Raw genomic sequence first — 19,762 nt, 5'->3', positions numbered from 1 at the left:
AATAGGGTAACTTGAAAAAGAATTTACCCGTGATATCGGTAAGTTAAGATGGCTAGTGCAGCTTTTTAATTTAAGGAGGATGAAGAAATGCCTTTAGTTTCAATGAAAGAAATGCTTGATAAAGCAAAGGCTGAAAAGTACGCTGTTGGACAATTTAACTTAAATAACTTGGAGTTCACTCAAGCGATTTTATTAGCAGCTGAAGAAGAGAAATCTCCAGTAATTTGTGGAGTATCTGAAGGTGCAGCTCGTTACATGGGTGGATTCAAAACAGTTGTAAATATGGTGAAATCACTAATGGAAGAGTACAAAATTACTGTTCCTGTTGCGATTCATTTAGATCATGGTTCTAGCTTTGAAAAGTGCGTAGAGGCAATTCATGCTGGATTTACTTCAGTAATGATCGATGGCTCTCACCACCCACTTGAAGAGAACATCGCGATTACAAAACAAGTAATTGCTGTTGCACATACTTTAGGGGTTTCTGTTGAAGCAGAGCTTGGACGTATTGGTGGTCAAGAAGATGACCTAATCGTTGATGATGCAGAAGCAGCATACGCGATTCCATCTGAGTGTGAGCAATTAGTTCGTGAAACGGGTGTAGACTGCTTTGCGCCAGCACTTGGTTCTGTACACGGACCATACAAAGGTGAGCCTAACTTAGGTTTCGATCGTATGAAAGAAATCGACGAGTTAGTTGGTATTCCTCTAGTTCTTCATGGTGGAACAGGAATTCCAACAAAAGACATCCAAAAAGCGATTGAATTTGGTCATGCAAAGATCAACGTTAACACAGAAAGCCAAATTTCTTCAGCGAAAGCTGTTCGTGAAGTTCTAGCTGAAAAGCCTGATCTTTATGATCCAAGAAAATTCTTAGGGCCTGCGCGTGATGCAATTAAAGAAACAGTTAAGGGCAAAATGCGTGAGTTCGGTTCTTCAAATAAAGCATAATGTTTCATCTGTAAGAGTTAAAAGCAGAAGTGATTTTCCTGCTTTTAACTCTTCATTATTAAGTATGAAATAGTAATCAGACATGATGGATAGGGGGAGCAAGTATGAAGTTCTTTATCGATACAGCCAATATTAATGAAATTCGTGAAGCGAATGATTTAGGTATTTTAGCGGGGGTGACGACTAACCCATCACTTGTTGCTAAAGAAGGCGTTGATTTTCATGAACGTTTACGTGAAATTACAGCAATTGTTTCAGGTTCAGTTAGTGCAGAAGTTATTGCCACAGATGCTGCGGGAATGATTGAAGAGGGGAAAGAGCTAGCTGCCATTGCCCCAAATATTACAATTAAAGTTCCTATGACAGTGGATGGACTTAAAGCCGTAAATACTTTTTCCGAGTTAGGAATCAAGACGAATGTGACACTTATTTTTTCAGCTGTTCAAGCATTGCTTGCTGCACGAGCAGGTGCTACATATGTTTCGCCGTTTCTTGGACGTTTAGATGATATCGGACATAACGGTTTAGATTTAATTACTCAAATTGCTGAAATTTTTGACGTCCATGGAATTCAAACGGAAATTATTGCTGCATCGATTAGACACCCTGTTCATGTGAGTGAAGCCGCAGCAAGAGGTGCACACATCGGAACAATTCCTTACAAAGTTATTCATCAACTTGTGAAGCATCCATTAACAGACCAAGGAATTGAAAAGTTTTTAGCCGATTGGGAAAAACAACAAAAATAAGAAGTACATAAGGCTCTTTTAAAAGATTGTGTAAATTAAGTGAAAACTTAGTTCGCACGTTTACCGTGAAGCAAAAAATGGACCAATAGTAACCGAGTGTACGAAAATAAAAAGAGCAATTAAGCGGCTGACTCATAACAAGGAGTGTCAGAACCTCATCGTGAAAACTGTTATGATAAATGGCAGTATAAAGACGCCTATGGCGATGAGACTGATCACCGAGGAGTCAGTCTTTTTCTATGTAAGTTACCAAAACACGTGAAAAAATACTTAAAATTTTAAAAAAAGCCTTTATCGTAATTGAAATTGGTTATAATGGTAAGTATGTGTGTGATAACAATAGCTACTTTATACATCATTCACTCGAAAAATGATGAGATTGTGAGGGAAGTGAATCAGTATGGAGAAATTACTTATCGAAGGTGGTTACCCTCTAGAGGGAACAGTACAAATTAGTGGTGCTAAAAACAGTGCTGTAGCCCTGATTCCGGCAGCAATATTAGCTGATTCCACTGTGACGATTGATAACTTACCGAGAATATCAGATGTTCAATTATTAGCAGATTTATTAGAAGAAATTGGTGGAACGGTCGAGTTGAAGGACCATGAGATCATTGTAGACCCAAAGGATATGGTCGCAATGCCTCTACCAAATGGAAAAGTTAAGAAGCTTCGTGCTTCATATTATTTAATGGGTGCTATGCTCGGAAAGTTTAAAAAAGCCGTAATTGGTTTACCAGGTGGATGTAACTTAGGGCCAAGACCGATTGACCAACATATAAAAGGGTTCGAGGCATTAGGTGCAACGGTTACAAATGAGCAAGGTGCGATATACTTACGGGCAGATGAGCTGCGGGGTGCAAAAATATACTTAGATGTCGTCAGTGTTGGGGCGACGATTAATATTATGTTAGCTGCAGTAAGAGCGAAAGGCCGCACGATCATTGAAAATGCAGCTAAAGAGCCAGAAATTATTGACGTAGCTACGTTACTAAATAGCATGGGTGCCAAAATTAAAGGGGTTGGAACGAACGTCATTCGAATTGATGGGGTCGATGAACTACACGGTTGCCGTCACTCAATTATTCCAGACCGAATTGAAGCAGGTACATACATGATTATGGCTGCTGCCATTGGACAAAAAATGTTAATCGATAATATCATTCCTTATCATGTCGAGTCGTTAATCGCAAAGCTTCGCGAAATGGGAGTAAAAATAGATGTGAATGATGACCAGGTTCTTATTCACAATCAGCATGAGAAAACAGGTGTCGATATTAAAACATTAGTTTATCCAGGGTTTCCAACCGATTTACAACAACCTTTTTGTACATTACTTACTCAAGCCGAAGGTACGAGTATTGTAACGGATACAATTTATAATGCCCGTTTCAAGCATATTGATGAGTTACGTCGTATGGGTGCAAATGTTAAAGTAGAAGGCCGTTCTGCGATTATTACAGGTCCTACAAAGCTTCAAGGTGCGAAAGTAAGAGCAAGTGACTTGCGTGCAGGTGCAGCTCTTCTCATTGCAGGTTTGTTAGCAGAAGGAATAACAGAGTTAACAGGACTTGAGCATGTCGACCGAGGTTATGAGGATTTAGAGAATAAGCTTTTAAATCTTGGTGCTAAAGTATGGCGTGAAAAAATGACGGATGAAGAAGTACAACAAGTAAAAAGTTCATAAAAAATAGAAGAACATTCAATAATTAATAAAATTGAATAAAAGGGGAGAATGAATATGGAACGAAGTCTATCAATGGAACTTGTGCGAGTTACTGAAGCAGCAGCACTTGCATCTGCTCGTTGGATGGGTCGCGGAAAAAAAGACGAAGCAGATGAAGCAGCTACTGGAGCGATGCGAGATGTATTTGACACAATTCCTATGAAAGGTACAGTTGTTATCGGTGAAGGTGAAATGGACGAAGCACCGATGCTTTACATTGGTGAAAAGCTAGGGACTGGCTATGGTCCTCGCGTTGATGTAGCTGTAGACCCACTAGAAGGAACAAATATCGTTGCTTCTGGACAATGGAATGCACTTGCTGTTATTGCTGTTGCTGACCACGGGTGCTTACTACATGCGCCAGACATGTACATGGACAAGATTGCTGTGGGTCCAGAGTCAGTTGGAAAAGTAAACATCGATGCACCAGTAGCAGAAAACTTAGCTGCGGTTGCTAAAGCAAAAAACAAAGACATTGAAGACTTGGTTGTTGCCATCTTAAATCGTGAGCGACATGCAAAATTGATTAAAGAAATCCGTGAAGCGGGTGCACGTATTAAATTAATGCCAGATGGTGATGTTGCCGCTGCGATTAATACCGCTTTCGAAGATACAGGTGTAGATATTATGTTAGGGTCTGGTGGTGCTCCAGAGGGAGTATTAGCAGCAGTTGGTTTAAAATGTCTTGGTGGAGAGCTTCAAGGAAAGCTACTCCCACAAAACGACGAAGAGTTAGAGCGTTGCCGTAAAATGGGTATCGAAGATCCTACACGTATTCTAATGATGGATGATTTAGTAAAAGGAGATGACGCCATCTTTGCTGCAACAGGAGTAACTGATGGTGAGCTTCTAAGAGGGGTCCGTTACAAAGGATCAACAGCAGTCACACAATCATTAGTTATGCGTGCGAAATCAGGAACAGTTCGTTTCGTTGACGGAAAGCATAGTATGAAAAAGAAACCAGATTTAGTTATTAAATAATTTCTTTATCACTTGGGTGCCGTGTGAAAAACTTGCGGCATCCAAATTTTTTGTGAATTTTAAGAAAGAATAATTGAATAAAACCCTATAGTATGGTTAAAATAGTAACTATACGCAAAGCAAAATGTCCTACATTTCCAAATGCTATTAAACTTCATTTTACTCCTTCTATAAAAAGAACGTTTCCCAAATGAATTTTAAAGTTCATTTCATTGATCTGTTTTTAAGAAATTATATTATTTTTAAAAAATATTTTACTGTCATTAACACGAAAGTTATTTTAAGCTTTGTTGCTTTGACTTTTAAGTGTTATTTCATGTTGATTTTTTTTGATGAATTTTATGGTTGATTTTGTACATTTTAGATTTTTAGTAAATAGAAAAGCGTGGTGTCCCAATGGGAATTAATTTAGCAGAATTAGAAACTAAGAAGCTGAAAGAGCTTTATGAACTTGCCAAAGAGTACAAGGTTTCTTACTATAGCAAGTTAAACAAAAAAGAGTTAATCTTTGCGATTTTAAAAGGACAAGCCGAAAAAGACGGTCTTATGTTTATGGAAGGTGTTCTCGAAATTATCCAATCAGAAGGGTTTGGATTTTTACGTCCGATCAACTATCTTCCGAGCCAAGAGGATATATATATTTCAGCTTCACAAATTCGCCGTTTTGATTTAAGAAATGGGGATAAGGTTTCAGGTAAAGTAAGACCTCCAAAGGAAAATGAACGGTACCATGGACTTTTACATGTAGAAGCAGTTAATGGTGAAGACCCAGATACTTCAAAGGAACGTCCTCACTTTCCAGCACTGACTCCTCTATATCCGAATGAAAAAATTCAACTGGAGACGCCAAATCCAAAGAAGATTTCCTCACGAATTATCGATGTGATTTCACCTGTTGGTTTTGGACAACGTGGGTTAATTGTAGCACCTCCTAAAGCGGGTAAAACTTCATTACTGAAGGAAGTTGCGAACAGCATTGCAGAGAACCAACCCGATGTTGAACTCATCGTCTTACTTATTGATGAAAGACCAGAGGAAGTAACAGATATCGAGCGTTCGGTTAAAGCTGAAGTTGTTAGTTCGACGTTTGATGAAGTGCCAGAAAACCATATTAAAGTAGCGGAATTGGTGTTAGAGCGTGCGATGCGTCTAGTCGAGCATAAAAAAGATGTCGTCATTTTAATGGATAGTATAACTCGTCTGGCTCGTGCTTATAACTTAGTTATTCCTCCAAGTGGTCGTACTTTATCTGGAGGTATTGATCCAGCTGCTTTCCACCGTCCGAAGCGTTTCTTCGGTGCGGCAAGAAATATCGAAGAGGGCGGAAGCTTAACGATCCTAGCGACTGCTTTAGTTGAGACGGGCTCTCGTATGGACGATGTCATTTATGAAGAATTTAAAGGAACGGGTAATATGGAATTGCACTTAGATCGTAAATTGGCAGAGCGTCGTATTTTCCCTGCGATCGATATTTTACGTTCAGGAACGCGTAAAGAAGAGCTATTATTACCGAAAGACCAGCTAGAAAAAATGTGGGCAATTCGTAAAACGATGACAGATTCACCAGATTTTATGGATCATTTCATTCGCAGAATTAAAGAAACAAAAACAAATGAAGACTTTTTTGAAGCGATGGAAAAAGAAATGACAGGCTTTAAAAAGGGTAGAAGATAAAGTTCTAGTTTTATCCAGTCAGTATTATTCAAAATAAAGTTGCAAAATGATCTATGCCTTGTTATAATTTCGACATGTGTGATTTTAAACTCTGTTTCGAAAAGATTCAGGGCGGAAGGAGTTGAGAACGAATGAGACCAGAAATCCATCCAGATTACCGTAAAGTGGTATTCTTAGATACAACTACTGGATTTAAGTTTCTAAGCGGTTCTACGAAGTACTCAAACGAAACGATTGAGTGGGAAGACGGTAACGAGTATCCATTACTTAAAGTGGAAATCAGTGCTGATTCACACCCATTCTACACTGGTAAGCAAAAGCTTGCTGATGCTGGTGGCCGTGTTGACCGCTTCAAGAAAAAATATAATCTTAAGTAATGCTCGTAATGAGGATAACAGGCAAGTACCAAACTTGCCTGTTTTTTCATATCTATAGAGTATAAATAATGGCTGTTTTTCGTATACTTTGTTGTTATTGGACCATCACGCTATCGCACGAAAAAGCAAGCTTAGCGCTTTGTTAACGACCCAATAGCTTAAGCACCATCTTTTAGAAAAAAGCCAAAAATTTGTAAGGAAACAATGCGTAAGGGTGGGGAACGTTCCAATGTATCTAATGAAGAAAGAAGGCTGGGTTGAGGTAATCTGTGGAAGTATGTTCTCTGGAAAATCAGAAGAACTCATTCGACGTGTCCGAAGAGTCAGCTACGGAAATTTAAAGGTCCAAGTCTTTAAACCTGTCATCGATAACCGTTACAGTGAAGTGGAAGTCGTTTCACATAGTGGCTCGAAAGTAACAGCACTTCCAGTGGCTGAAGCTATAGATATTTTAGAAAATGTAAAAGAAGATACACAAGTCGTTGCAATTGATGAAATTCAATTTTTTGATGAAAATATCGTTGGTGTCGTTGATGAACTGGCGAATAAAGGAAAAAGAGTTATTTGTGCGGGGTTAGACCAAGATTTCCGCGGCGAGCCATTTGGCCCAATGCCATTATTGCTCTCATTAGCCGAAGAAGTCCAAAAGCTTCACGCAGTTTGTCCATGCTGTGGGTCGCCAGCAAGTAGAACACAACGTCTCATTGAAGGAGAGCCTGCCAGCTATAATGATCCGATCATTTTAGTGGGTGCTTCCGAAAGCTATGAACCACGTTGTCGCCATTGTCATGTTGTTCCTGGAAAGCCCCAGCTTGTAAAGGAAAGAGTCAGTAACTAAACTGTGGTTGGGTAATTTTGTTCGGTAAGTAATGCCTCAATACGGGTACTCTATAAATGCAGCTTCATGAATGTTGCAATGGAGGTGCCCTTTATGAAAAAGTTCATCATTGGCTGTGGATTAAGTGCATTACTACTTTCGGCTTGTACGCCAGCTAACCCGCCGCAAGCGTTAGGTGGGGGGAACCCAGGCTCTGGGCAACAGGTAACAAGCGAAAGCATTGGCTATGGGATGTTAGGTCCTGGTCCGATTAATTATTCAATAATCAACCAACGACCTACTGCTTTACACGAAGGAGAAGTGAATCATAGTGCAAGTTACCGTACGTTAACACGAGATAGACAAGACCTCGGTAAAGACCAAGATAAAATTAGAGAAATCGTCGAGATGAATGGCTTTACACCTGGTATGATCATAACGGCAGGACATCATGCTTGGGTCAACGTGGACGACGGCGGAAATTTTCAGGGGAAAGCAAAAGAAAAGAAATTAAGGGAATTGCGAACGGCCCTTATGCAAGGAATTCCGCGGTACCAAATTCACCTAAATCCTGGTGGACAACAACAACAATAAACATTTGTAAAGAGGTTGACTCACTCGTGTGGATTGACCAGATTTTCTCGGCTGTTGATGGCGAGAAACACTGGTATCGATACGGGCAAAGAGTAGCCTCTTTTTTTTGTGAATTTGGTGGTGTAGGTGCTGATCTCTGTGTCAGAGAAGAAACCGTTTTGTTTAGGAAGAGAGAGAACTAAGGGGAGGAATAGAGCCCGAGCGGCAAGAAAACGGAAGGCGGCGGTAACTAAAGGAGCGTAATGAAGCCCGAGCGGAAAGAAAAAGGAAGGATAAGGAAACTAAATACGCGTATTGGAGCCCGAGCGGCAGGAAAACTGTAGGATGCGGTAACTAAAGGCGGGGAATAGGGCCCGAGCGGCAAGAAAAACGGACGATGCGGGAACTAAAGGCGAGGAATAGAGCCCAAGTGGTAAGAAAAAAGAAGGATGCGGTAACTAAACGCGCGGAATGGAGCCTGAGCGGCAAGAGTATCGAAGGAAGCGGGAACCAAACGCGAGTCATAGAGCACTAGTCTAAAACACCCCCGATACTCTTATTAAACCAAACTAAAACCAACTATCGCTGGCGGCGGGCTAATTGTTGAATAGGATCCCAAACGCTATTAAAAGGAGGTGCATAGGCTAAATCCAAGTCCTCTAATTCGGTGATCGTCATTTTATGGTAGAGGGCGACAGACAAAACGTCCACTCGCTTATCGACGCCTGCCTTACCAATCACTTGAGCGCCTAATAATTGGTTCGTTTTTTTATCGTAAATGATTTTCAAATATAATGGTTTTGGTTCAGGGTAATAGCCCGCAATGTGCAAGGTCTCGCCTGAAATCGTTTCATACTCTAGGCCTAATTCAGTTACTTCCGCTTCATTTAAACCTGTTCGAGCTAGCGTCAGGTCAAAGAATTTTAAAATAGAAGTGCCGGTTACGCCTTTAAACACCCGTGGTTTACCGACCATATTTAACCCGGCAATTCTTCCTTGTTTGTTGGCGTGAGTTCCTAGTGGAATATAATCGTTTTTTTCCTTCACGCGGTGGTATTGCGTGGCGCAGTCACCAGCAGCCCATACATCGTCTAGGTTTGTTTTCATATAGCCATCGACAATAATTGCTCCATTCGGATAAAAGTGCAAGCCAGTGTCCTTTAAAAAGCTTGTAGTTGGTGTTGCGCCAACCGATACGATGACGAGTTCGGTATCTAGCTGCTGTTTATCTGTAATGACCTGCTGTACATGATCGGTACCATTAAAAGACTGTACGGATTCGTCGAGAAACAATTGAATACCATGCTTTTTGGCTTCCTCGTGAATATGAGTAGCCATCTCTTCATCGAAAATGGTAGCTACTTGATTACGCCTTTCGACAATAGAAACGTTTAGACCAAGATCGACAAGGTTTTCCGCCATCTCTAACCCGATATAACCGCCACCGATAATCGTCGCTTTTTTTATATTTTTATCAAGCTGTTCCTGAAGTTTTTTAATATCAGGGATTGTTTTTATTGTATGAATTCCTTTTAAGTCTTTTCCTTCCCATTTAGGAACAATCGGATCAGCTCCTGTTGCAATGAGTAACTTATCATACTCAATTGAAAATCGCTGCTTCATTTTAAGATCGACCCCACTAACGGTCTTTTCTTTCGGATCGATATGATCCACTTCATGGAAGGTACGGGCATCGATATTGTATTTTTCACGAAAGGTCTCGACATCACGGGCCACCAGCTTTTCTGTTGTAGGAATATGTCCGCCAACTACATATGGAAGACCGCACTGGGCATAGGAATAATAACCGCCTTTTTCAAGAGTAATAATTGTTGGGTTTTCTTCATTTCGTACGATTTGCATTGCTGCACTCATCCCTGCAGCATCGCCGCCAATGATGACATATTTCATGTTTTCACCTCATTTTTTATGCTACAAAGTCGCTACTAGTTTCTTTTTATGTCCACTACTACTATTCCCGAATACAATATTAGAAAACCAAACTTTGATGATGATGAAAAAATCTAGAAATTATATCGTTAAACGAGGGAAATGACGGTTAGACTGTAGGAATAAGGGTTAGGCGAAGTAGTGACAAGTTGAGGCTAGATCCATAAGTTTAGCCTGAAATCATTCGAGGAAAACAGAGCAATCTGGAAATTAATACTCATTTTGACTCAAGAGGTTGCTTATACTATAATTAGACTGTTATGGACTGAAATAATGAGGTGAAGCGTGTGTTAGAACGTCTGCAATCACTAGAAGACAGATATGACCGATTAAATGAAATGCTAAGTGACCCTGAAGTCATTAGCGACTCAAAAAAACTACGTGAATATTCAAAAGAACAATCAGATCTAGAAGAAACGGTACAAGCTTATCGTGAATATAAGAGCGTTGTAGAGCAATATAAAGAAGCAAGAGCAATGCTTGAAGAAAAGCTTGATAGTGAAATGCATGAAATGGTAAAAGAAGAGATTAGTGAGCTAAGTAAACAACAAACGGAGCTTGAAGCCCGTTTGAAAATTCTTTTACTTCCGAAAGATCCGAATGATGATAAGAACGTTATCATGGAGATCCGCGGAGCAGCTGGAGGAGACGAGGCCGCATTATTTGCTGGCGATTTGTATCGCATGTATAGTCGCTTTGCGGAAACACAAGGTTGGAAGACAGAATTAATGGAAGCTAATACGACAGGTGTAGGTGGATTTAAGGAAGTTATCTTTATGATTAATGGTAAAGGTGCGTATTCGAAACTTAAGTATGAAAACGGTGCTCACCGTGTACAGCGTGTCCCTGAAACAGAGTCAGGTGGTCGTATTCATACCTCTACAGCAACTGTTGCAGTTTTACCAGAGGCTGAAGAAGTTGAAGTTGAAGTACACGACAAAGATATCCGTGTCGATACATTTGCTTCAAGTGGTCCTGGTGGACAAAGTGTTAACACGACGATGTCTGCGGTGCGCTTAACGCACGTTCCTACAGGAATCGTTGTATCGTGTCAGGATGAAAAGTCTCAAATTAAAAATAAAGATAAAGCGATGAAAGTTCTTCGTGCACGTATCTATGATAAATTTCAACAAGAGGCACAAGCTGAGTATTCGGAAAACCGTAAGCTTGCTGTTGGTACAGGTGACCGTTCAGAGCGTATTCGTACGTATAACTTCCCGCAAAGCCGTGTAACCGATCACCGTATTGGGCTGACGTTACAAAAATTAGATCAAATTCTTCAAGGAAAACTCGATGAAATCATCGATGCGCTTATCGTTGAAGAGCAGGCTGATCTAATGAAAAAGGCTGACTCTTAATATGAAGCAACTAATGAAAGTACACGAAGCCCTCAAATGGGCTTCTTCTTTTTTAGAAGAACGGAACTTAGAACAGCCTGTCGCCCAAATTCTTTTACGGCATCATTTACAAAAAGATTTAACACAGCTATATATGGCAATGCACGATGAGTTAACGCTAGAGCAACAGGAGCGTTTTACTGACGACATTCATGCCTATGCTGATGGAACGCCTGTGCAGCATTTAACGGGTGTTGAACAATTTTATGATCGGACGTTTATCGTAAATCAAGACGTCTTAATTCCAAGACCAGAGACTGAAGAATTAGTACAAGGGCTTTTACAGCGGATAGAAAAAAAATATCCAGATCAAGCTCAGTTAAAAGTAGTTGATGTCGGTACAGGCAGTGGAGCGATTGCGATAACACTTGCTTTAGAGAGTGAGCGACTTCAAGTGAGTGCCGTCGATATTTCGGAAGCGGCTCTATCAGTCGCCAAGAAAAATGACGAGCATTTACATGCGGACGTAGCTTGGGTCCACGGTGATTTGCTCCAGCCACTAATTGAAGCCGATGCAAACGTTGATGTAGTAGTATCTAATCCGCCTTATATCCCGCTAGCTGACGAAGTGACGCTATCGCCATATGTTAGCCAAAAAGAACCAGCTAGTGCTCTCTATGGCGGTGAAGATGGGTTGGATTTTTATCGCCGACTTGCTGAAGAAATTCCGCTAGTAACGGGTGAACATGCGATCGTTGCGTTTGAGATCGGCGCAGGACAAGGTGAAGCAGTCTCCCAGTTATTGCAAGAACGAATTCCGAAGGCAAACGTTGAAGTCGTTTTAGATATTAACGGAAAAGATCGAATGGTTTTTGCAGAATGGTAGAGTGAAGGACGTTTATAAGGTTCTGGTTTAAGTGATTGAGTGAGACCAGAGGGCGCAAATTTAAAACTAAGTATAATGGTGAATTAAAGAAGTGCTAAAATTTTTTATTCGCAGCTCATCGGGCTTAAAACCCTTATAGTTCAGGGGTGTCGGTTGATCCTGAAAATCGTATCGCCCCCTTTTGATGAAATTGTCGAACGTTTTATTGTTTAAAAATACCCCGCCTTGACGACAATGCTTGTATAGAAAGGTGGGGGCACTAATATGAATTTTAAAGTTCTTTTTTATCTATTATTCTTTGTTTTTATTTTAGTAATGAATTGGGAATCTCAAAATTATATGGCGGCCGCTTCTTTCCATGATGAAGTGAGTCAAGATGAAGCTATTCGTTTACGTATCCTTGCGAATAGTGACTCCATTAAAGATCAAATCTTAAAAAGAGACATTCGCGATGAAGTTAATGCTACGATTACCGATTGGGTGTTACATATCGACTCAATGGATGAAGCAAAAGACGTCATTGAAGCGAATTTAGATGAAATAGAAGCAATTGTTGCAGATAAACTAGCAAAAAGTGGTATTAACCAATCATTTAATGTAGAGTTTAATAGAGTTCAGTTTCCGACGAAATTATATGGACATTTAGTATATCCAGCTGGAGAGTACAATGCAGTGTTAATTACACTTGGAAATGGTAATGGCGAGAATTGGTGGTGCGTTTTATTTCCACCGTTATGTTTCTTAGATTTTGCAAATGGCGATGCAGTCGAGCATGATGAGCGTAATAGTGGTGTTGAAGCAGCTGAGGCAGAGACAGAGACGGAAGGTCAAGAAGTAGAAGTAAAGTTCTTTGTCATTGAAATCTTTGACACAGTGAAGGGTTGGTTTACAGCATAAATAGTAGACAGGATTAAAAAAGATTTTTGGTGATAGAAAAAATAGAATAATTGATAGAGTCCTCTCATATAGATGGTAGTAGTTAGTAGATAACTGATCTAAAGGGAGGACGAGTACGTGTCAATTGTTATACGAATTGCCGAAGCAAAGGATTTACTACCGATCCAACGTCTAGTAGCGAAAGCTGGCTTGACAGAAGAAGGAATTGAAAAAAGACTCGATCATTTTTTAGTAGTAGAAACCGACACAAAGGAAATTGTAGGTACTGTTGGAATTGAACCTATTGGAAACGACGGTTTACTTCGTTCCCTCGTCATCAAATCAGAACATTGGAATGCCAAAATCGGTCTCGACTTTTTAGAAATCGCCTTAGCATATGCCAAGCAAAAGGAATTAGATAAGCTATACTTAATTACTCACCGTTCATTAGATTTCTTTGAATACTTAGGATTTAAAATTGTGGATGATGATCATATCCCTGAACATGTGGAAAACTCCCCACACTTTGGCCAATACGTAAAAGGCGTAACTAAACTCATGGCTATGGACTTATAATAAAAAGGAAATGAAATAAATGAAGTAAAAGAAGTAAAAATAAAAGGTGCCAGGCACCACGGGTGGTGCCTGGCACCTTTTATGCACATGTGAATAAAGTGGAGTTTGTAGAGGAATGCGGAGGGAAATCGGTTATTATCCATAAAGTTATGCACAGGTTATCCACAAATTGTGGGTAACTTTTTCTTTTTGTATACATGCTGTCAAAGTGACTTAATTAGAAACGTTGATTTTACAGCGTTTTTCGACTTTGTTTGACAGGGTTATTAAAAGTAATAGAAAATAGACGATGAGGTGGATAAATCGTGAGTAATAAACAAACTGTGTATTGGACTGTGGATAAAAATATAGATAACTTAAATAAACTTAATGAAATCAAGGAAGCGGCACTGTGGATAAAGGAAGGCGAAGTCGTCGCTTTTCCAACCGAAACGGTGTACGGCCTCGGAGGTAATGCGTTAATCGATGAAGCGATAGAAAAAATATTTCGTGCCAAAGGGAGACCAAGCGACAATCCGCTCATCGTTCATGTCGCCTCGAAGGACCAGGTACGAATGTTAGTTTCCGAGATTCCTGACCGAGCTGAAAAACTAATGGATGCGTTCTGGCCAGGGCCATTAACGATCGTTTTACCTAGTAATCACAGCGTTTCACCACGAGTGACAGCTAATTTACATACAATTGCCATTCGAATTCCTGATCATCCTGTTGCGTTAGCCTTACTTGAAGAAGCGAATGTTCCTGTAGCTGCTCCGAGCGCGAACGTCTCTGGCAAGCCAAGCCCGACAACCGCCCAGCATGTGAAACATGATTTAAATGGCAGAATCAAAGGAATTGTCGATGGTGGCCAAACGGGCGTCGGCGTCGAATCAACGGTTGTTGACTGTACCGAAGCCGTGCCTGTTATTTTAAGACCTGGTGGAATTACAAAAAACCAACTTGAACATGTCGTTGGTCCTGTAAAGGTTGACCCAGCACTTGAGCAGGAAGGAAGCACACCACGCTCCCCAGGTGTTAAATATACACACTATGCTCCAAATGCTGAAATGTACTTAGTTGAACAGTACACACAACGAATGCAACAGGTTGTGGACGAGTTTCGTAATGCAGGAAAACGAGTCGGAGTGTTAACGACACATGAAGGAGCAAGCAATTACGAAGCAGATCTTGTTATACCATGTGGCTTCCGTAAAGATCTAGAAACGGTCGCGACGCACCTGTACGGAACACTACGCCAGTTTGACGAGCATGAGATCGATCTTATTTTAGCAGAGACCTTTCCTAAAGAAGGGGTCGGTGTGGCGATAATGAATCGCTTAGAAAAAGCGGCAGGGAAGAAAGTGATATGATGGGGGACAGACCCCCAAATAAATGTCTATTTCCCCTTGGACGTGCATACATTGAAGTAGCACGGACAAGGAGTGGTCGCGGTGGTAGGAGAATTCATTACGTTATTTATAATGGCAACCGCACTTGGAATGGATGCTTTTTCGGTTGCGTTAGGAATGGGATTAGTCGGATTGCGGTACCGACAAATGTTCAACATTGGTATCGTCATTGGCGCCTTCCATATTATCATGCCTTTATTAGGAATTGTTACAGGGAAGCTCGTCTCTAATTATTTTGGCTTATTTGCTACATACTTAGGGGGCGGACTTCTTTTGTTTCTCGGATTTCAAATGGCAGTCGCATCATTAAAGAAAGAGGAAGGTCAGATGATGAAGCCAGTCGGGCTCGGACTGTTGGTTTTTGCACTAAGTGTCAGCTTAGATAGTTTTTCTGCGGGGCTTAGTCTCGGAATGCTTGGAGCTAAAACGATGATTGCCGTTGCTGCTTTTGGTGTCATGAGTATGGTGCTTTCATGGATCGGTTTAGTGATGGGCTCGCGTTTTAAAGGTGTGATTGGCTCTTATGGAGAACTACTCGGCGGGTTAATTTTGATGGGCTTTGGAGTAAAGTTACTTTTGCCCTAACTGATGATATGAAAATAAAAAAGTTGTGGTAAAATAAAAGAAAAATTAAATAATTAGCTGTTTGTGGAAGAAAAAAACAAGAAAGGATACGCGATTCTATGAAGCGAGTACTTTTCGTATGTACAGGAAACACGTGCAGAAGTCCGATGGCAGAAGCCATATTAAAGCAAAAAACGAATAATCAACTCGAAGTGAAGTCAGCAGGCATTTATGCAAATCCTGGTAGTCAAGCGAGTGAACAGGCGATCGAAGTATTAAAAGAACGAGGTATTGCTTGTGATCACCGCTCGCAGCCTTTGTCTCATGAGCTTTTAGAATGGGCATCGGTTGTTTTTACGATGACAGGAAATCATAAACAATTTATTCTTAGCCAATATCCTGAAATGGGAGAAAAGATATATACATTAAAGGAATTCGCATTAGGGAATGAAGGTTTCACAGGGGATGTTGTTGATCCGTTCGGCGGTTCGGTTGAGCATTACCGGTTAACAGCAGATGAAATCGAAAAGATGGTAGAGAAAATAATAAAAAAGTAACAGGTTGAGTAAATCGTATTTAAATGAGCGAGAGGTGCACCAGTGAGAGAGAAAAAATCATATAGCTTTAGTATCCGAAAGAAATTAGTGTTGGGGATAAGTGGACTTGCTCTTATTACATATGGAACAAGTGCGTTTTTTATTTTCTTTTTAGCCGATTACTTGCAAGGATTATTCAATGTGGATAGCGATGTATTTATTGTCATTACGTTAGTGTTAGGTGTTACGTGGTGCGGGATATTAGGCTTTTTAGCAGCCCCCCTCATTACGAAGCCTCTCCATCAACTTGAAGAAGCTGCAAGAAAAGCAGCAGCAGGGGATATTAAAGTCGATGTTGCCATTTCTAAATCAGATGATGAAATTCGTGCTTTAGGGTTGGCTTTTAATGAAATGCTGACAAGCTTACGCGGTATGGTAAAAGATATCGAAGAAAATTTTGAGCAAACCAATCAGAAAGTATCTGAAATTACGGGTGCTTCTGAATTAGCATCTGAAAAAGCAGAAAATATTAGCCGAACGATTGAAGAGATTGCCAAAGGAGCAGAAGGATCTGCCAATGCGATCCAAAATACGGCAGAGTCAATGGAAGATGTTTCGACGATAGCTATGAAGGTACAAGACCGTGCGTCTGCTTCAAAAACATCAGCGGAACATATGGTGAAAAAGCTTACAGACAGTCGTCAAGTCATTGACCATCTCGTAACGGGTATTAAGCAGCTGGCAGAAGATAATCAGCATTCGTTGACAGCAGTGGAACGATTAAATAAGCAAGCCAAACAAGTCGAAGACATTATTTCCTTAGTCGGTGATATTGCAGCGCAAACGAATTTGCTAGCGCTAAATGCATCGATTGAAGCAGCTCGTGCTGGTGAACAAGGTAGAGGCTTCGCTGTTGTTGCTGATGAAGTGAGAAAATTAGCTGATGAAAGCTCGAAAGCAGTACAAGGCATCACGAAGCTAATAAACGATATTCAGCATGAAGTCGGTAATGTCGTTACACAAATTACAAATCAAGTAAAAGTAGCCAATGACCAATCGGTAAAAGGCACTGAAACAAACAAAGCGATTAGTCTTATGGAAAAATCTATTTTAGAAGTGTCAGAAGCAATTCATGATATCTCCCATTTAATTGACAATCAACTTGGGTCAATTATGGCGACAACACAAGAAACACAAGAGGTGGCGGCGATTGCCGAACAAACGTCAGCTGGTGCTTTAGAAGTAGCAACGGCAACCGATCAGCAAACGATGATTATTGAAGAAGTGGCTGCGACGGCACAAATTTTAAATGGACAAGCTCAAAAGCTAAAAGCAACCATTAAAAAGTTTTCAACATAAAAATGGAGGGTATTCAAGTGAAAGTAGCGATTGGATCAGATCACGGTGGAGTAAATATTAAAGAGGAAATTAAGCAATTAATGACTGAAATGGGTATTGAGTTTGAAGATGTAGGCTGTGATTGTACAGAGTCAGTTGATTATCCAGACTATGCATTACCTGTAGCAGAGCAAGTAGCAAGTGGTCAAGTGGACCGCGGAATTCTAGTGTGTGGGACAGGCATTGGCATGTCAATTGCTGCGAATAAAGTAAAGGGTGTTCGTTGTGCACTTGTTCATGACTTATTTAGTGCTAAGGCGACGCGTGAACATAATGACAGTAATGTATTAGCAATGGGTGAAAGAGTTATTGGACCAGGTCTTGCACGTGAAATTGCTAAAGTTTGGTTAGAAACAGAGTATGAAGGTGGAAGACACGAGCGTCGTGTAAGTAAAATTAGAGAGTACGAAAAATAAGTAATTGAGAGAAGGTGTACACAGGGTGGCCGATTTGATGGTACAAATCAAAAAGGATATTCTGCAAGTGTTAGAAGAACTGCATCAAGAAATGCCATTATCAGATGAACACATTCTTGTCATTGGTACGAGTACGAGTGAAGTGGTCGGGAAGAAAATTGGAACGAGCGGATCAGAGGGTGTAAGCGAAACCCTCTTTTCCGCTTTTGCTGAATATAAGGAACGTACAGGTGTGCAGCTCGCCTTTCAATGCTGTGAACACCTCAACCGCGCCTTAGTTGTCGAGAAAGAAACGGCCAAAGAACACCGTCTCGAAATCGTTTCTGCTATTCCTGTAAAAAGTGCAGGTGGCTCAATGGCAGCTCATGCATACACGAACATGAAACAGCCTGTGCTTGTTGAAACGATTGCAGCTGATGCAGGAATTGATATTGGAGACACGCTGATTGGAATGCATTTAAAACGAGTTGCTGTACCGCTGCGCAGTACGATACGTTCGATTGGTGAGGCGCACGTCACGCTTGCAAAAACAAGACCGAAATTGATTGGTGGCGAGCGAGCAGTTTATAGAAATCAAGGAAATCGTGAAGATTGTTTTTGATTTTTAAAAAAAGGTACGGATTTTGTCGTATTTTCGTGGTAGAATAGAATTGAATTGGAAAGTATAAACCGAAAAACACGAAGAATGGTTGCTACTGAAAGGGGAAAATAAAAAGATGGAAACTTTGAAAAAACAAGATCCTAAAGTATATGAAGCCATCCAACTAGAGTTAGGTCGACAACGAGATAAGATTGAATTAATTGCTTCTGAAAACTTTGTTAGTGAAGCGGTTATGGCTACGCAAGGATCAGTTCTTACTAACAAATATGCAGAAGGTTATCCAGGACGTCGCTATTACGGTGGCTGTGAATATGTAGACATCGTTGAAGATTTAGCTCGCGACCGCGCGAAAGAAATTTTTGGTGCAGAGTATGTTAACGTTCAGCCGCATTCAGGTGCACAAGCGAATATGGCAGTTTATTTCACAATTTTAGAGCAAGGTGATACAGTTCTAGGAATGAACTTATCACATGGTGGTCACTTAACTCACGGAAGCCCTGTAAACTTCAGTGGTGTTCAATACAACTTTGTTGAGTACGGTGTTGACGAAGAAACACAAACGATTAACTATGATAAAGTTCGTGAGCTCGCTAAAGAACATAAGCCAAAATTAATTGTAGCAGGAGCAAGTGCATATCCTCGTGAAATTGATTTTGCAAAATTCCGTGAGATCGCTGATGAAGTTGGGGCATACTTAATGGTCGACATGGCTCATATTGCAGGGCTTGTTGCTGCTGGATTACATCCAAGTCCAGTGCCTCATGCGCATTTTGTAACAACGACTACACATAAAACTTTACGTGGACCTCGTGGTGGGATGATTTTATGTCTTGAAGAATTCGGAAGAAAAATCGATAAGTCAATATTCCCTGGAATTCAAGGTGGTCCATTAATGCACGTAATCGCAGCAAAAGCGGTTTCTTTTGGTGAAGCGTTACAACCTGAGTTCAAAACATATGCAGAAAATATCATTAAAAATGCTAAGCGCTTAGGAGAAAAGCTGAAGAGCGAAGGGATTCAACTTGTTTCAGGTGGTACCGATAACCATCTATTACTTTTAGATCTAACTGGTTTAAAATTAACAGGTAAAGTTGCTGAGCATGCTCTTGATGAAGTTGGAATTACAACTAATAAAAACACGATCCCGTTTGACCCAGAAAGTCCTTTTGTAACAAGTGGAATTCGTATCGGTACAGCAGCTGTAACTTCTCGCGGCTTAGATGAAGAAGCAATGGATGAGCTTGGAGAAATCATCGCTCTAACATTGAAAAACATCGACAACGAAGAAAAGCTAAAAGAAGCAAGCGAGCGTGTAGATGCATTAACGAAGAAATTCCCAATGTATCCAAACCTATAAGACCGAAAAGTTCGTCTTCCCATGGAAGA

Annotated in this window: 20 protein-coding genes; 19 read left to right on the top strand and 1 reads right to left on the bottom strand. The window is 40.5% G+C overall.

From position 1 onward, the window contains the following. Positions 1–87: 87 nt before the first annotated feature. From fba to GKP30_RS13415, 8 genes are all read left to right on the top strand, one after another. Positions 88–951 (top strand): class II fructose-1,6-bisphosphate aldolase, encoded by an 864-nt coding sequence (fba, locus tag GKP30_RS13450; RefSeq protein WP_216829972.1) that lies wholly within the window; start codon positions 88–90, stop codon positions 949–951. 104 nt (positions 952–1,055) lie between these two features. Next, positions 1,056–1,700, top strand: coding sequence for a fructose-6-phosphate aldolase (gene fsa, locus GKP30_RS13445; RefSeq protein WP_216829971.1), 645 nt, complete (start codon positions 1,056–1,058; stop codon positions 1,698–1,700). Between the two features lie 400 nt (positions 1,701–2,100). After that, the gene (locus GKP30_RS13440) at positions 2,101–3,387 is read left to right on the top strand and encodes a UDP-N-acetylglucosamine 1-carboxyvinyltransferase (RefSeq protein ID WP_216829970.1); all 1,287 of its coding nucleotides are present in this window, start codon (positions 2,101–2,103) and stop codon (positions 3,385–3,387) included. Between the two features lie 54 nt (positions 3,388–3,441). Further along, entirely contained in the window at positions 3,442–4,407 is a 966-nt protein-coding gene (gene glpX / locus GKP30_RS13435) for a class II fructose-bisphosphatase (protein WP_216829969.1), read from the top strand. 396 nt (positions 4,408–4,803) lie between these two features. Then, the gene (gene rho, locus GKP30_RS13430) at positions 4,804–6,081 is read left to right on the top strand and encodes a transcription termination factor Rho (RefSeq protein ID WP_216829968.1); all 1,278 of its coding nucleotides are present in this window, start codon (positions 4,804–4,806) and stop codon (positions 6,079–6,081) included. Between the two features lie 131 nt (positions 6,082–6,212). Continuing rightward, positions 6,213–6,458: a type B 50S ribosomal protein L31 gene (locus tag GKP30_RS13425; protein WP_216829967.1), complete on the top strand. Its 246-nt coding sequence runs from the start codon at positions 6,213–6,215 to the stop codon at positions 6,456–6,458. 229 nt (positions 6,459–6,687) lie between these two features. Next, positions 6,688–7,296, top strand: coding sequence for a thymidine kinase (locus GKP30_RS13420; RefSeq protein WP_216829966.1), 609 nt, complete (start codon positions 6,688–6,690; stop codon positions 7,294–7,296). Between the two features lie 93 nt (positions 7,297–7,389). Then, positions 7,390–7,869 carry a hypothetical protein gene (locus GKP30_RS13415; RefSeq protein WP_216829965.1) on the top strand — a complete coding sequence of 160 codons (480 nt, stop codon included), beginning with the start codon at positions 7,390–7,392 and terminating at the stop codon, positions 7,867–7,869. A gap of 558 nt (positions 7,870–8,427) precedes the next feature. Here GKP30_RS13415 and GKP30_RS13410 read toward each other — a convergent pair. Next, positions 8,428–9,759, bottom strand: coding sequence for an FAD-dependent oxidoreductase (locus tag GKP30_RS13410; RefSeq protein WP_216829964.1), 1,332 nt, complete (start codon positions 9,757–9,759; stop codon positions 8,428–8,430). A gap of 326 nt (positions 9,760–10,085) precedes the next feature. Between GKP30_RS13410 and prfA the strand changes: the two genes are divergently transcribed. The 11 genes from prfA (at position 10,086) to glyA (ending at position 19,733) form a co-directional block, all read left to right on the top strand. Continuing rightward, complete coding sequence (gene prfA, locus GKP30_RS13405) at positions 10,086–11,156, top strand: peptide chain release factor 1 (RefSeq protein WP_216829963.1); 1,071 nt, start codon at positions 10,086–10,088, stop codon at positions 11,154–11,156. Between the two features lie 13 nt (positions 11,157–11,169). Beyond that, positions 11,170–12,021, top strand: a complete 852-nt coding sequence (prmC, locus tag GKP30_RS13400) for a peptide chain release factor N(5)-glutamine methyltransferase (protein WP_216829962.1) — start codon at positions 11,170–11,172, stop codon at positions 12,019–12,021. Positions 12,022–12,285: 264 nt separating this feature from the next. Next, a complete protein-coding gene (gene spoIIR / locus GKP30_RS13395; RefSeq protein WP_216829961.1) occupies positions 12,286–12,918 on the top strand; it encodes a stage II sporulation protein R in 633 nt (210 codons plus the stop codon). A 117-nt stretch (positions 12,919–13,035) separates the two neighbouring features. After that, a complete protein-coding gene (locus GKP30_RS13390; protein WP_216829960.1) occupies positions 13,036–13,473 on the top strand; it encodes a GNAT family N-acetyltransferase in 438 nt (145 codons plus the stop codon). A 305-nt stretch (positions 13,474–13,778) separates the two neighbouring features. Beyond that, positions 13,779–14,822: an L-threonylcarbamoyladenylate synthase gene (locus GKP30_RS13385; protein WP_216829959.1), complete on the top strand. Its 1,044-nt coding sequence runs from the start codon at positions 13,779–13,781 to the stop codon at positions 14,820–14,822. A 111-nt stretch (positions 14,823–14,933) separates the two neighbouring features. Beyond that, positions 14,934–15,446 carry a manganese efflux pump MntP gene (locus tag GKP30_RS13380; protein WP_216829990.1) on the top strand — a complete coding sequence of 171 codons (513 nt, stop codon included), beginning with the start codon at positions 14,934–14,936 and terminating at the stop codon, positions 15,444–15,446. Positions 15,447–15,544: 98 nt separating this feature from the next. Beyond that, positions 15,545–15,982, top strand: a complete 438-nt coding sequence (locus GKP30_RS13375) for a low molecular weight protein arginine phosphatase (RefSeq protein WP_216829958.1) — start codon at positions 15,545–15,547, stop codon at positions 15,980–15,982. A 42-nt stretch (positions 15,983–16,024) separates the two neighbouring features. Then, positions 16,025–17,320 carry a methyl-accepting chemotaxis protein gene (locus GKP30_RS13370; protein WP_216829957.1) on the top strand — a complete coding sequence of 432 codons (1,296 nt, stop codon included), beginning with the start codon at positions 16,025–16,027 and terminating at the stop codon, positions 17,318–17,320. A gap of 17 nt (positions 17,321–17,337) precedes the next feature. After that, positions 17,338–17,775 carry a ribose 5-phosphate isomerase B gene (rpiB, locus tag GKP30_RS13365; RefSeq protein WP_328703158.1) on the top strand — a complete coding sequence of 146 codons (438 nt, stop codon included), beginning with the start codon at positions 17,338–17,340 and terminating at the stop codon, positions 17,773–17,775. A gap of 37 nt (positions 17,776–17,812) precedes the next feature. Further along, positions 17,813–18,376 (top strand): TIGR01440 family protein, encoded by a 564-nt coding sequence (locus GKP30_RS13360; protein WP_216829955.1) that lies wholly within the window; start codon positions 17,813–17,815, stop codon positions 18,374–18,376. Positions 18,377–18,491: 115 nt separating this feature from the next. Further along, a complete protein-coding gene (gene glyA / locus GKP30_RS13355; RefSeq protein WP_216829954.1) occupies positions 18,492–19,733 on the top strand; it encodes a serine hydroxymethyltransferase in 1,242 nt (413 codons plus the stop codon). Positions 19,734–19,762 lie beyond the last annotated feature (29 nt).

The sequence above is a fragment of the Alkalihalobacterium elongatum genome, assembly GCF_019024285.1.
Lineage (GTDB): Bacteria > Bacillota > Bacilli > Bacillales > Bacillaceae_F > Alkalihalobacterium > Alkalihalobacterium elongatum.
This window is presented reverse-complemented; position numbering and strand designations above follow the sequence as displayed.